Here is a 14395-nt window from a genome sequence, read left to right on the forward strand (position 1 = left end):
TGACAAGCGTAACGGCAACAAGCAATCATCTTTAATATACAAGGCTAACACTTAACGGATTAAGGGTAATGTGATACTGATTCGCAACCCACCCAGTGGGCTTGAGGTCGCTTTGATAGTGCCACTATGCTGGCGAAGGGCGCTTTCTGTTATTGCAAGTCCTAACCCTGTACCGCCACTGCTACGATCACGCGCGGTTGATACACGATAAAATGGTCTAAAAATATCATCAAGCTCATCACTTGGTACACCTTCACCATTATCATCAATTGTGATCAGTAATTGCTGCTGTTGCTGAGTGAAATTAATTTCAATGACGTTATCACCATATTTAATCGCATTGCGAATCACATTTTCTAATGCGCTGATTAATAAATTTGGATTACCTTTTATCGGCCAATCTTGAAGGTGATGATAGGTTAATGTTTTATGGTGTTGTTCGGCTTCAAAACGAGCATCTTCCAACATTTCATACCACAGGCTATGGCCATCAACGATTTGCTGTTGCTGATGGCTATTGACTTGCATTCGTGATAACTCTAATAACTCACTGATCATTTTTTCAAGTCGCTCAGCTTCAGTATCAATGCGAGATAACTCACTGCTTTGACCTTGTTTGCGCTGTGCGAGTGCTGTCGCCATACGAAGTCGCGTTAATGGTGATCGTAATTCATGAGAAATATCTGATAGCAATCGTTGTTGACCACTAATAATATTATTTAAAGCATCGACCATTTGATTAAAACTGGCACCCGCTTGTTTGAACTCTTGTGGACCTTGTTCTAAAGTGGGATCTGCCTCAAATTCACCCCGCGCAACGCGCTCTGCTGCTTGTTGTAGTCGTCGAGCTGGGCGCGTTACCGCCCATGCTAACCATAATAAAAATGGGGTGCTGACGAGCATGGTAACCAATAATAATTTAAAGGGTTTATCCATTATTTGAACAAAAAAGGGTGGAGCCCCACGCCATATTTGACCGCTATACATAAAGAGCGGTTGGTCGTTGGTGGTTATAATAAAGGGGCCAGCCATTAACCAGCGCCCATAAAGTCGTTGTCGCGGTTTATTTGGATTATCGGCAATAGTAATAAAATTACGTAATGCTTTAGTGTGTTTTTGTGGTGCAATAATTTCGCCATTTACAGTAGTAAAATAAAGCTGATTATTCTGGTTATCTCTGCGTTGGGTTAGAGCTTTAACTCGCTTTATGAGATCAGTCTTATGGGTGCTATGCTGCTGGTTTAAACGTTGATTAACTTGTGTGGCTTGTGATTGTAGTCGTTTTAGGTGATGGTCAGGAATAGCTTGTATTGAGCGAGGATCATATTGAAACATCAGTACTAACATTACTACCACGACCAGCAGTGTTGTCCAGAATATAGCAAAGATACGTCCATAAAGATGAGTAAAGCCAGGGATCTTCATTACATCGCCTCAACCAATAAATAACCTTTACCACGTAAGGTTTTTATTAGCGGTTTACCATCATTTCGTATTGGCAATTTCTTGCGTAAATTGGAAACATGCATATCAATTGCGCGATCAAATTGGGCTAAGCGTTTTCCTAATACTTCAAGGCTGAGTTCTTCTTTGGCAATTATTTTACCGGGATGCTGTACAAAGTAGCTCAGTAATGCCAGTTCGGTTCCTGTCATTTCAATCAGTTGTTGATTGCACAATACTTCTTGTCTACCCGGGTAAATAGTCAGATCTTGATACACAAGACACTCACTATTATTGGTTTTAGTTTTGGTATTTGATTGAGTACGTCTAAGAACCGCCCGCATGCGTGCTAATAATTCACGATCACTAAATGGTTTTGGTAAATAATCATCAGCACCAAGTTCAAGCCCAAGGACACGATCTATTTCATCGCCTTTGGCGGTTAACATCATCACTGGTGTCGAGTGCTTTTCTCTTAGACGACGTAACATTTCAGTGCCATTCATTTTTGGCATCATCACATCCAGTAAAATCAAATCAATACTACTGTCGATTTTAGATAAGCCTTCGATGCCATTATTGGCCTCCTCGACATCAAACCCTTCTAATTCGAGAATATCTTTAAGAAGAGCGGTTAGTTCTATATCGTCATCAACTAAGAGAATTTTTGCCATAATGATATCCTGCAATGTAAGGAAGGTCGCTCAATAAAGTTGGTTTAGTATCGCTAATCTTTGTCTATACGCCAAGTTAAGCTGTAGTAGCTTTACGCTAGTTTACGTTTGCTAGACAGCGTTTTACTTTATAGCCGCTATGATAACTAACAAGCCAGATAAAATGGCGAATCATTACAGGATAGTGCTGGAGAAATAATCATGAAAATATTTAATAAAACAATTGTTATCGCGATGGCATTGCCATTAGTACTGGGTTCTATGTCTGCATTTGCAGGTCAGGAATATCAAGATCACAATGGGGGTATGCATAAAGCCCATCATGGCGGTAAGCTTTTTAGTCAGTTAGATCTTACGGCGACACAAAAGCAAGAAATGAAAACATTACGTCAAGCTAACCGTAGTGAATATAAAGCGCAACGCGTTGAAAATCATAAAGCAATGCAAGCAGATCGTCAGCAACTTGAAAAATTAGTATTAGCCAGCAATTTTGATGAGTCAGCTGTACGTGCTGTGGCTGAAAAAATGTCACAGCAGCAGGTTGAGCGTCGAGTTAAGATGTTAGAGCAGCGCCACAAAATGCTGAGTATTTTAACGCCAGAGCAAAAGCAAAAATATGCAGAGTTAAAGCAACAGCAATCAGAAAAATACCTTATGCGTTTAGAAAATAAAAAACACCATTAATAATGGTGAGTTAAGTGTTATGAGACGTCCATTAGCCATAGTCATTACTATGGCTTTTTTTGTTTTTGATATTAAGTTTAATATTTAGTGCGTTTTAAGAAATTTTCACTTCGAAACTGTATGAGAACAAGGCAGTGATTGTATTTTTATGGTAGGTTTTGTTATTAATTTTTATTATAAAACAGCTATACTGCGTGATATTAATTATTGCCAGCACTTTTTTAATGATTACTGTCATTGCCTATAATGAGTAATGATCGGTTTATTTGAAAAATCATAATAATAATGACCGCTGATAAGCATTGGCAGATAAAAAAGTGACGAGCTAGCGTGATATGAATCAACAAAATATTTCATTAAAATTGTAATACTTCTACAGAAGTAGGAAAGTTTCAGTTTTCACGAACATAATTCGATAGTTATCGATTGTGATACCGAGTGGGGGAACCTTGGTATATCGTGTTGGATTTGATTTTTCAATTCCCAAAGTCAGAGGGTAACCATGATTAAGAAGATTGGTGTTTTGACCAGTGGTGGTGACGCACCTGGTATGAATGCAGCGGTTCGCGGCGTAGTTCGTGCAGCGTTGACAGAAGGTCTAGAAGTTTGTGGTATTTATGATGGCTACCAAGGCCTATATAACAACCACATTAAACCGCTTGATCGTCAAAGTGTATCTGATGTTATCAACAAAGGTGGCACATTTTTAGGTTCAGCACGTTTTCCTGAGTTCCGCGAAGTGGAAGTTCGTGAAAAAGCGATTGAAAACCTGAAGTTGCACGGTATTGATGCATTAGTTGTTATTGGTGGTGACGGCTCATACATGGGCGCGAAGAAGTTAACTGAGATGGGTTACCCATGTATCGGTCTTCCTGGCACGATTGATAACGATGTGGCAGGTACTGATTACACTATCGGTTATATGACAGCAATGAACACGGTTATTGATGCGATTGACCGTCTACGTGATACGTCATCTTCTCATCAGCGTATTTCAATTGTTGAAGTAATGGGTCGCCATTGTGGTGATTTAACCCTAATGTCAGCAATTGCTGGTGGTTGTGAATATATCATTACGCCTGAAAGGGGTCTTGATAAAGACCAATTGATTAAGCACATTCAAGAAGGTATTGCGAAAGGTAAGAAGCACGCAATTATTGCAATCACTGAATTAATGACTGATGTTAATGCATTGGCTAAATTCATTGAAGCTGAAACTGGTCGTGAAACGCGTGCAACGGTATTAGGTCATATTCAACGTGGTGGCCAACCAACAGCCTTTGACCGTGTATTAGCATCACGTATGGGTGCATATGCAGTTGAGCTTTTACAGCAAGGTGAAGGCGGTCGTTGTGTGGGTATTCAGTGTGAAAAACTGGTTCACCACGATATTATCGATGCGATTGAAAATATGCGTCGTCCAGTACGTAACGATTTATATGAATTGGCTGAAAAGTTGTTCTAAAATTACGTTATAAAAATACTGAAAAGAATAAGGTCGATATTTATATCGGCCTTTTTTTATGCTGTCATTTTTTGATACTGTGCTTTATTTGTGACAATAAAAAGGCCACCCGCAGGTGACCTTGATGCAATCAATCAGTAAGAAAGATTATTTTTTTGCTTCAGCTGCTGCTTTAGCGATAGCTGCAAAGCTTTTCGCGTCAAGTGCAGCACCGCCAACTAGTGCACCATCGATGTCTGGTTGTGCGAAGTAAGCTGCAGCATTTTCAGGCTTAACAGAACCGCCGTATTGGATAACAACGTTCTTAGCAACTTCTTCAGATTTAGCTGCAATGTGAGCACGGATTTGAGCGTGAGTGCGTTGTGCATCTTCAGCTGTAGCCGCTTTACCAGTACCGATAGCCCAGATTGGTTCGTAAGCGATGATAGCGCCTTCAAGAGCTTCAACACCTTGAGTATTGATTACTGCGTCAATTTGACGAGCACAAACTGCTAATGTTTCGCCAGCTTCGTTTTGTGCTTCTGATTCACCGATACAAAGAACAGGTGTTAGACCATTTTCTTTTAGGAATGCGAATTTCTCAGCAACAAACTCGTCTGATTCGTGGTGGTATTCACGACGCTCAGAGTGACCGATGATGATATGAGTAGCACCAAATTCTTTAAGCATAGCTGGAGACATATCGCCAGTGAATGCACCGCTGTTGTGTAGGTCAGAGTTTTGAGCACCTAGGATGATCGCACTGCCTGCATCTGTAAGCGTACGCTCTGCAAGGTCAATGTAAAGTGCTGGTGGAGCAACTGCAACGTCTACGCCTGTAACGCCTTCTAGTTCAGCGTTAAGACCGTTTAGTAGAGCAACAACCATTTCTTTGCTGCCGTTTAGTTTCCAGTTACCCATAACTACAGGATGGCGCATAGTTTTTCTCCAAATTTAAATGATGTAATTAATTAACTGCGTAAAAATATACCAGCCAGAACTGAATTTTTACTGTTTAAAATCATTAATGTGCTTGGTTGTACCCTTTTCGAGACAAAAAGTGAACTACAAATAGAAAAATATTTCAATATATGTGGTTTTTTGTCGTTTTTTTATAACATTTAGGCTCAATCATCTGCCAATGTAGGTGAGTGATTTTATCGTTTTAATGGCAGTATTATTGCCTGCTGTTGCGAAGAGTGGGATTGGAGTATTTGGCTGAATCGTTGTAGTTGGCGTTGTAATTCTTGTTGTAACAGAATATTGGTGTGTAATGGATTTTTACCATGATTAATCAGTCGATCAATATGGCTTTGTTGGGCTTGTAATCGTGGTTGCATACTAGAGCTGGCTTGAGCGATGGTTTGTTCAATTAACCGTTGGCGTAATAATGTGAATTGTTTGGGATTGGTGGCGGCAAGGTGCACGAGTTGATCAAAATCAGGCAGTGATTGCATTCGCTATTCCTTCTATCATCGCTATTGGTAACTATAGATGATGATGGTTGTTAGCGTTAGTATCGCCGTTGAGATTGAGCCTGATCGTTCAGGCTCATGACATTATTCGTCAATAGCTGCTGGTGATTACCAATAGTGTTCCATGGTAATTTGTCCTGGCTTACGACGTAGATTTTTGGTCAAGCCTTTAGCTTCAAGTACCGCTTTTGTATCACGTACCATCTGTGGGTTACCACAAAGCATAACTTGGCTGTGTTCTGGGGTGAGATATAAACCTACATGTCGTTCTAATAAACCATCAGCAATCGCTTGTGGAATTCGGCCAGTTAAACACAGCGGGGCGGGTTCACGACTAACAAATGGCTGTACAATCAATTGATCGCCATATTGTTGTTTGAGGGCGCTGATTTCTGCTTGGTAACTGAGATCTGCCGCATAACGTACAGCGTGAATTAGAATGATTTTGCGGTATTTATGCCACACCTCTTTTTGCCCTAAAATAGACAGGTAAGGACCAATAGCGGTACCTGTTGCAAATAGCCATAAGTGCTGACTACTGGCAACTTCATCAAGGGTAAAAAAGCCACTGGCTCGCGCTGATATTTGGACAGTATCACCTGCTTTTAAAGCATGTAATCGTGGTGATAACAAACCATCTACAACACGAGTTGCATAAATTTCAATGTCAGCATGCTGAGGCGAATTAACAAACGAGTAGGCACGTTGGATCAAGTTATCACCGATCACTATTCCAAGTTTAGTAAATTGTCCCGCTTTAAACGGTTCAATGTTCGCCCGTAGCGATAAACTGAATAAATCTTGGTTCCAGTGACGGTTCGCAATAACTTGTGCAGGGATCCAATCAGCCATAATGGCCTCCTCGTTATTTGGATGTTATTCGATAAGCACAGCGCCTTTGACCTGTAATAATGTGTTCTTGGCGTTGAATGAGCGTATTTTCACCTAATAATTGTTGAAAAACAGTCAATTCAGAATGGCAAAGTGATTGGCAATGTGTTGCTGCAAGACAAATAGGGCAATGATTTTCAATCAATAAAAAGCCGTTATTATCGCAAATAAGTTCTGCCATATAGCCATCATGTTGGCGTAATTCAGTTAATGTGGTGAGTTTACTTTTTAAATCAGAGCAATGAGCAATAGCTGTTTGATAGTGGCTTAACGTTTGCTGTTCTCGTTTAGCAATAATGGCCTGTAGCCCTTGTTGACCAAATAAATCACTAACAGCATGTAAGGTTTGTACTGCAAGTTCGCCATGATGATTACCAAAGTGTTGATGGCCTTGGAATGTGAGTTGCCAATGGCGTGTCGGACGTCCAACTTTGACCTTTACATCATAAGACTCAACTAAACCTTGTTCTTCCATTGTCTGTAAATGTTGACGAATTCCCATGGTAGTTAACTGAAATTTTTCAGCTAATACTTTGGCGGTAACTGGACCATCATATTTGATGTGATAGAGGATTTTTTCAATAGTTTTCATAATCAGTTATCGTTATTGCTCTTATTATATTATGGGATCAGCTGATTAAATAAAGCAATATCTTTACAATATAATAATGAGTTAAAAGTAGGACTTCTTAGTGTTAGGAATAAAATTAGCACCGTGAGGAAAGTAAACATGATGAGTTTAATCGTAGATATAAAAAATGCACCGTAGTGCATTTTTTATTGGAAAAGCTGGTAGGTTATAGCGTGTGTTGCTTAACGGCTTCAGGCTGACGAGTAAGATCGTAATTTGATCTAATACGGCGCATAGTGCCACATTGACCACTGATTAATAGGGTTTCAGTGGTTGCGATATCACCTTGGCGTTGAATACCTTTAACTAAATCGCCTTTAGTGATGCCTGTGCCTGCAAAGATCACATCATTACTGCGTGCCATATCTTCAAGGCGCAGCAATGTATTTGGCTCAATACCCATTTCAGCGCAACGACGAATTTCCATTTCGCCTAAGCGACGGTTTTCTTCCGTATCACCTTTTACATGATGACGTGGCAGTAAACGACCTTGCATATCACCACCAAGAGCACGAATAGCTGCAGCTGAAACAACCCCTTCTGGTGCGCCGCCAATGCAGTACATCACATCGACCTCACTTTCTGGCATACACGTAAGAATAGAGGCTGCAACATCACCATCAGGGAAAGCAAATACACGTACACCCATAGCGTGCATTTCAGTGATAAGTTGATCGTGACGAGGCTTAGCTAGAATAGTAACAACAAGTTCACTCAATGGCTTATTAAGCGCTTTAGCGATCGCTGCAAAGTTATCAGCTAATGGTTTATCAAGATCGATAACGCCTTTAGCTTGTGGACCAACAACCAATTTTTCCATGTACATATCTGGTGCTTTTAGCAGGCTACCTTTTTCACCAGCGGCAAGTACAGCAAGGGCATTATTTTGTCCCATAGCTGTCATGCGTGTACCTTCGATAGGATCAACTGCAATATCAACCGCACAACCACCACAACCAACGTGCTCACCAATATAAAGCATAGGTGCTTCATCAATTTCACCTTCACCAATGACAATTTCGCCATTGATATTGGTGTGGTTAAGCAGGGTACGCATAACTTCAACTGCGGCATTGTCTGCTGCAATTTTATCACCACGGCCTAACCATTTATGACCTGCAAGGGCTGCGCCTTCGGTAACACGAGCAAATGCTATTGCTAAATCGCCTTTCATGATAACTCCAGATATAGAAATCGGTAGGTTAAAGGTTTAAAAAATCAGCGTAAATTTTAGCATAATTGAGGTGTTAGCACGGGGAGAAATTCGATTGTCAACGGTATCGGTTGATGATCTAACGCAATAGAATCAGTATTATGTCGTCGCAGATAAATGAAAAAGGCCTGCTATTATAAGCAGGCCTGTGATGAGGCTAATAAGGATTATTCATCATCTTCTTCATCAAATGCCCAACCTTTGGCGCATTCAACGGCACGTTGCCAGCCACGGTAGCGGCGGTTACGTTTTTTGTCATCTTCACACGGTGTAAAGCTACGATCTAATTGTGATTTATGTTGAAGCTCATCAATGCTATCCCAAAAACCAATTGCCAGACCTGCTAAGTAAGCCGCGCCAAGTGCCGTTACTTCTGTCACAACGGGGCGATGAACTTCAGTGGCTAAAATATCTGATTGGAATTGCATTAAGAAATTATTAGCAACCGCGCCGCCATCAACGCGTAAGATATCAAGTTTAATGCCTGAATCGGCTTGCATTGCATCAAGCACATCACGAGTTTGGTAAGCAACACTTTCAAGGGTGGCGCGAATAATATGGTTAGAATTAACTCCTCGAGTTAGCCCAACAATTGCCCCACGAGCATACGGGTCCCAATATGGTGCACCTAAACCGGTAAAGGCTGGCACGACATAAACTCCGTTAGCACTGCCGACTTTCTCTGCAAAGTATTCTGAATCATTGGCATCACTGAGTAATTTAACTTCATCACGCAACCATTGAACCGATGCGCCTCCCATAAATACCGCGCCTTCAAGGGCGTAAGCAACATCACCTTTAGGGCCACAAGCAAGCGTTGTTAGCAGACCGTTATGGGAGGTGACTTTTTCTTTGCCTGTATTCATTAGCAAGAAACAACCAGTACCGTAAGTGTTTTTAGCTTGGCCGGCAGAAACACACATTTGACCAAATAAAGCCGCTTGTTGATCACCTGCAATACCTGCAATAGGAATACGAGTACCGCCTTTACCACCAATATTGGTTTGACCATATACTTCAGATGATGCTTTTACTTCTGGCATCATTGATAGTGGAATGTCCAATACCGATAATAACTTCTCATCCCATTGTAATGTGTTGATATTAAATAACATAGTGCGAGATGCGTTGGTGTAATCCGTCACGAAAACACGACCTTGAGTCATTTTCCAAATCAACCATGTATCAACGGTACCAAATAATAGTTCACCCGCTTCGGCTTGTTCACGAGCGCCTTTAACGTTATCGAGGATCCATTTTACTTTGGTGCCTGAGAAGTATGGGTCAACCACTAAACCTGTGGCTTCACGAATATAATCCGTTAACCCTTGTTGTTTTAATTCTTCACACATATCAGCAGTACGACGACATTGCCATACGATAGCGTTATAAACAGGTTTACCGGTTTTTTTATTCCAAACAATGGTTGTTTCACGCTGGTTGGTGATACCAATAGCAGCAACTTGATCGCTACGAATACCTGCTTTGGCTAATGCTTCAACCATGGTTGAACTTTGGGTTGCATAAATTTCAAGAGGATCATGCTCAACCCAGCCTGCTTTAGGATAGATTTGAGTAAATTCGCGTTGTGACGAACAAACGATATTGGCATTGTGATCGAGTACCACTGCGCGAGAACTGGTTGTTCCTTGATCTAGCGCCACAATATATTTTCGTTCAGTAGTCATGATGAGTTCCTCGTTATCTTTATAATTGTTGAGTAGGTGTCACTAAGGAGTATGTGGTTAATACCCCTTAGACTTATTGGAAGATCAAATTTTATGCTTCAACCGCTGGAGTATCTGTCTTGTTTTCACATTTATTAGGTAGCGTACATTTGTTACCTGGTAGATAAACACTCATAAATTTAGGATATGCCCAACCACCGAATAATGCGCCACAAATTGGTGCTAGGATAGGGACGATAAAGTAAGGAATATCTTTTGCTCCCGTTAGGGCAACCGAGTCCCAACCCGCAAAGAAGGTCAGTAATTTGGGGCCAAAATCACGCGCTGGGTTCATGGCAAAGCCCGTCAGTGGACCTAATGAGCCACCGATAACAGCAATTAATATACCGATAAGCAGAGGACCCATTGCACCGCGAGGCGCACCATTTTTATCATCACCGATAGCTAAAATGGCAAACATCAATACTGCTGTAATGACAAATTCAACTGCAAATGCACCACTAAAACTTAATGATGGATGAGGGAATGTTGAAAAAATAGAAGCGGTATCAAGGCTCGCAGCTGTACCACGAACAATGTTATGGCTGGTTTCATAATCAGTAAATAAATTGCTGTATAGCCCATAAATTAAAGCAGCAGAGGTAAAAGCACCTAATAGTTGTGCTGTAATATACGGTAAAACTTTGCGCTTATTGAAACCATGGAAACTGGCAAGCGCAATGGTAACGGCTGGATTTAAATGGGCACCAGAAACGCCAGCAGTAACATAAATAGCAATGGCTACGCCAAGACCCCACATAATACTTATTTCCCATTGACCAAAATCGGCCCCTGCTAATTTCATTGCAGCGACACAGCCAACGCCAAAAAATATCAGTAGTCCAGTACCGATAAATTCCGCAAAACATTCTCCGACGAGCGCATTAGGTTTGGAACTTGCCATAGTGTCAGTCCTTTTGTGAGTATGTAGGGTATTCATTATTCTTATGCGCTGTAATTTACAATAGTTGTTTTTTTTTTAAATAATAACGCGTCAGAAATGTGCGTTCGAGCATAGACTATTTTCTAAAATGAGCGTTTGGTGGCTTTTTATTGTTGGGTAAACCAAGGGGAGATCATCGATAATGGCATTTAAGCTATATTGTTGCAGAAGCCATAGGCTACGGTGATGCAATATAAAATGGCGATGCTAAATTATCATGGTAATGTCAGGCATAATTTGAGAAAGTTTGTCGCTATCACATTATTGATAGTTGAATGTGACAAGTTGATTTTGATGGTATTAAAGCGGGGAAAAGGGACGTAATGTTGTTGGGTTTAGCGGTTTTTAACTGCTAAATTGGAACGATATCGGCTTACTTTGCAAAAATTACATCAGACTTGTATGATTTTCCGTCAGTTGCACTAATGCAATGGAAATGTAGATGTCAGCAAGCCATTGCCTCGTTAGAATAGTGGCTGAATGTATATAACCCTGTCCGTAGAGATTACCTTCAATTGTTAAGGTAATAATATGGGCATAGATCAGGTGAACAATATGTCTCTAGAAATGTTGGAAAAATTGGAAGCCAAAGTTCAAATGGCTGTGGATTCAATTTCTTTGCTACAAATGGAAATTGATGAACTAAAAGAAAAAAATGATAGCCTAGCTATGGAAGCACAAGAACTACGTTCTGGTCGTGAGAGTCTTGTTCAAGATAACGAAAAGCTACGTGGTGAGCATAACGTATGGCAAGAACGTGTACGTATGCTACTAGGCAAAATGGATAGCGTAGAATAATCGCGCATTTATTTTAATATGACTATCGGCTTGGTATAACACCTAAAATAGAGTGAGATACCGAGCCGATATTTTAGCTATTATGCTAACACCATACCAACTGCAAATAATAAATTAGTGATTAAAGCGCATTTAACCATGGTTGCCATCATGGGTCTTAACGCTGCACCATCTGTTGAGTGATACACTTGACGACCGTGCTTAATCAGTAGTGGTAAACTTAAAATAAATAACCAGCCAAAGAGCGACTTTACTTCTAATAGGGCAAATAAACTAAAAAAGATCACACTAGTAGACAGTAATACTAAATGGTATTTACGTCCCCATTGTGGACCCATACGCACTACCAAGGTTTGCTTGCCACATGCTTTATCATTATCGATATCACGTAGATTATTGATATTGAGCACACCGACAGCTAATAACCCACAAGCTGTTGCTGGTAACATGATCAACGAATCAATTTGTCCTGCTTGTAAATAATAAGTGCCTGCAACACCAAGCCATCCAAAAAAGATCAATACTGATAGATCCCCAAGACCACGATAACCATAAGGTTTATTACCGACGGTATACGCAATTGATGCGGCAATCGCTAATAATCCGAGCACTAAGAAGCCAACAATATCATGGGGGTTTTTACAGGCGATTAAAATCAAGGTTAAACCACTAATTGCAGTAAGTATGATATTAATAATCATCGCCTTACGCATTGTTGCTGCTGTGACTAAACCTGATTGCATTGCCCGTTGTGGACCTAAACGATCATCATTGTCGGTACCTTTAACGGCATCGCCATAATCGTTGGCAAGGTTAGAAAGGATTTGTAATAGAAGGGCGGTTAACAACGCGAGTGCTGCAATACTTGCAGAAAAACTGCCATGCCATTTTGCCACAGCACTACCGCAGACAATAGAGGCGATAGCAAGGGGTAACGTTTTTGGTCTTGCGGCATCTAACCAAATTGTCAGTGAAGAGGGTGAGTTCATAAATTAGATACTTAAAGTGAATACTGAAAAGGTATTATGGCGTAAATTTGGTTATGCGCAAATTTATCCCATTAATGTTAGTTAACAAACAAAAAAAACGGTGCGATAAAACGCACCGTTTATACTAAAAATAATTGATTTAAATTCGATTATAAAATGAAACGACTTAAATCTTCATCTGCAACAAATTCGCCTAAACGCGTTTGTACATAAGTGTTATCGATCAGGAATTTCTCGCCTGCTTTTTCGCTAGCATCATAAGAAATTTCTTCCATTAAGCGTTCCATCACGGTGTATAAACGGCGGGCACCAATATTTTCAGTGCGCTCATTTACCTGCCATGCTGCTTCAGCCAAACTATCAACGCCATCTGCTGTAAATTCGATATCAACTGATTCTGTTGCCATTAGTGCGACATATTGCTGAGTTAAAGAGGCTTTAGGCTCAGTAAGAATACGTTTAAAGTCATGGCTAGTCAGTGCTTCTAGTTCAACGCGGATCGGTAAACGACCTTGCAGTTCTGGAATTAAATCTGATGGTTTAGCAACTTGGAATGCACCGGATGCAACAAACAGGATGTGGTCTGTTTTCACCATACCGTGTTTAGTTGATACTGTGCTACCTTCGACTAATGGTAATAGGTCGCGCTGCACACCTTCGCGTGACACATCAGGACCTGATGATTCACCGCGTTTACAGATTTTATCGATCTCATCGATAAATACGATGCCGTTGTTTTCTGCAGCAAAGATTGCTTGTTCTTTTAATTCTTCTTGGTTTATTAGTTTAGCGGCTTCTTCTTCCGTTGCTGCTTTTAACGCATCTTTGATTTTCATCTTGCGTTTTTTGCTGGTGTTACCTGCAAGATTTTGGAACATACCTTGCAGCTGGTTGGTCATTTCTTCCATACCAGGAGGCGCCATAATTTCAACGCCCATTTGTGGTGCAGCTACATCAATCTCGATTTCTTTATCATCAAGTTTACCTTCACGTAATTTTTTACGGAAAGATTGACGGGTGTTTGATTCCGTTGGTGCTTCTTCGTTTTGTCCCCATGCATCGCGTGCTGGTGGTAATAACACATCAAGAATACGCTCTTCTGCTAACTCTTCAGCATGGGCGCGTACTTTTTCTGTTGCTTGTTGATGTACCATTTTCACCGCGACATCAGTAAGGTCGCGAATAATGGTTTCGACTTCCTTACCAACATAACCAACTTCAGTAAACTTAGTTGCTTCAACTTTAATGAATGGCGCATTCGCTAATTTTGCTAAGCGGCGTGCGATTTCAGTTTTACCGACACCGGTAGGACCAATCATCAGAATATTTTTTGGGGTTACTTCTACGCGCAGCTCTTCAGGAAGCTGCATACGACGCCAGCGATTACGCAGTGCAATCGCAACCGCTCGCTTGGCTTTGTCTTGACCGATAATATGGCGATCAAGCTCGTGAACGATTTCGCGAGGAGTCATCTCAGACATTG

At 40.8% G+C, this 14395-nt stretch carries 14 protein-coding genes; 3 read left to right on the forward strand and 11 right to left on the reverse strand.

Translation table 11 applies throughout. The features are described 5' to 3' along the window. Nucleotides 1-51 precede the first annotated feature (51 nt). Both cpxA and OC457_RS00850 read right to left on the reverse strand, forming a co-directional pair. Complete coding sequence (cpxA, locus tag OC457_RS00845) at nt 52-1425, reverse strand: envelope stress sensor histidine kinase CpxA (RefSeq protein WP_080174338.1); 1374 nt, start codon at nt 1423-1425, stop codon at nt 52-54. Next, a complete protein-coding gene (locus OC457_RS00850; RefSeq protein ID WP_080174339.1) occupies nt 1425-2117 on the reverse strand; it encodes a response regulator in 693 nt (230 codons plus the stop codon). Before OC457_RS00850 ends, cpxA begins: the two co-directional genes overlap by 1 nt. 201 nt (nt 2118-2318) lie before the next feature. On the opposite strand from OC457_RS00850, the gene OC457_RS00855 reads away from it, so the two are divergent. Both OC457_RS00855 and pfkA read left to right on the forward strand, forming a co-directional pair. After that, nucleotides 2319-2801: a CpxP family protein gene (locus tag OC457_RS00855; protein WP_080174340.1), complete on the forward strand. Its 483-nt coding sequence runs from the start codon at nt 2319-2321 to the stop codon at nt 2799-2801. 502 nt (nt 2802-3303) lie between these two features. Beyond that, a complete protein-coding gene (pfkA, locus tag OC457_RS00860) occupies nt 3304-4266 on the forward strand; it encodes a 6-phosphofructokinase (protein ID WP_080174341.1) in 963 nt (320 codons plus the stop codon). A 147-nt stretch (nt 4267-4413) separates the two neighbouring features. Here the strand turns inward: pfkA and tpiA are convergent, their stop codons facing one another. The 7 genes from tpiA to OC457_RS00895 all read right to left on the reverse strand — a co-directional run bounded on the left by tpiA (nt 4414) and on the right by OC457_RS00895 (nt 11086). After that, nucleotides 4414-5184, reverse strand: coding sequence for a triose-phosphate isomerase (gene tpiA, locus OC457_RS00865; protein WP_080174342.1), 771 nt, complete (start codon nt 5182-5184; stop codon nt 4414-4416). A 218-nt stretch (nt 5185-5402) separates the two neighbouring features. Then, nucleotides 5403-5702, reverse strand: a complete 300-nt coding sequence (locus OC457_RS00870) for a DUF3135 domain-containing protein (protein ID WP_080174343.1) — start codon at nt 5700-5702, stop codon at nt 5403-5405. 126 nt (nt 5703-5828) lie between these two features. Beyond that, nucleotides 5829-6572 (reverse strand): ferredoxin--NADP reductase, encoded by a 744-nt coding sequence (locus OC457_RS00875; RefSeq protein WP_080174344.1) that lies wholly within the window; start codon nt 6570-6572, stop codon nt 5829-5831. Between the two features lie 13 nt (nt 6573-6585). Then, the gene (locus OC457_RS00880; RefSeq protein WP_080174345.1) at nt 6586-7203 is read right to left on the reverse strand and encodes a helix-turn-helix transcriptional regulator; all 618 of its coding nucleotides are present in this window, start codon (nt 7201-7203) and stop codon (nt 6586-6588) included. A gap of 205 nt (nt 7204-7408) precedes the next feature. Next, a complete protein-coding gene (gene glpX, locus OC457_RS00885; RefSeq protein WP_080174346.1) occupies nt 7409-8416 on the reverse strand; it encodes a class II fructose-bisphosphatase in 1008 nt (335 codons plus the stop codon). A 206-nt stretch (nt 8417-8622) separates the two neighbouring features. Further along, the gene (gene glpK, locus OC457_RS00890; protein ID WP_080174347.1) at nt 8623-10143 is read right to left on the reverse strand and encodes a glycerol kinase GlpK; all 1521 of its coding nucleotides are present in this window, start codon (nt 10141-10143) and stop codon (nt 8623-8625) included. Between the two features lie 91 nt (nt 10144-10234). Next, nucleotides 10235-11086: an MIP/aquaporin family protein gene (locus tag OC457_RS00895; RefSeq protein ID WP_080174348.1), complete on the reverse strand. Its 852-nt coding sequence runs from the start codon at nt 11084-11086 to the stop codon at nt 10235-10237. A gap of 594 nt (nt 11087-11680) precedes the next feature. On the opposite strand from OC457_RS00895, the gene zapB reads away from it, so the two are divergent. Then, on the forward strand, nt 11681-11923 hold the full coding sequence (gene zapB / locus OC457_RS00900; RefSeq protein WP_080174406.1) for a cell division protein ZapB: 243 nt from the start codon (nt 11681-11683) through the stop codon (nt 11921-11923). A gap of 80 nt (nt 11924-12003) precedes the next feature. On the opposite strand, the gene OC457_RS00905 is transcribed toward zapB, so the two are convergent. Both OC457_RS00905 and hslU read right to left on the reverse strand, forming a co-directional pair. Next, nucleotides 12004-12912, reverse strand: coding sequence for a 1,4-dihydroxy-2-naphthoate polyprenyltransferase (locus OC457_RS00905; RefSeq protein WP_080174349.1), 909 nt, complete (start codon nt 12910-12912; stop codon nt 12004-12006). A gap of 149 nt (nt 12913-13061) precedes the next feature. Next, nucleotides 13062-14393 carry an HslU--HslV peptidase ATPase subunit gene (gene hslU, locus OC457_RS00910; RefSeq protein WP_080174350.1) on the reverse strand — a complete coding sequence of 444 codons (1332 nt, stop codon included), beginning with the start codon at nt 14391-14393 and terminating at the stop codon, nt 13062-13064. Nucleotides 14394-14395 lie beyond the last annotated feature (2 nt).

Source organism: Photobacterium toruni, from assembly GCF_024529955.1.
Classification (GTDB): Bacteria; Pseudomonadota; Gammaproteobacteria; order Enterobacterales; family Vibrionaceae; genus Photobacterium; species Photobacterium toruni.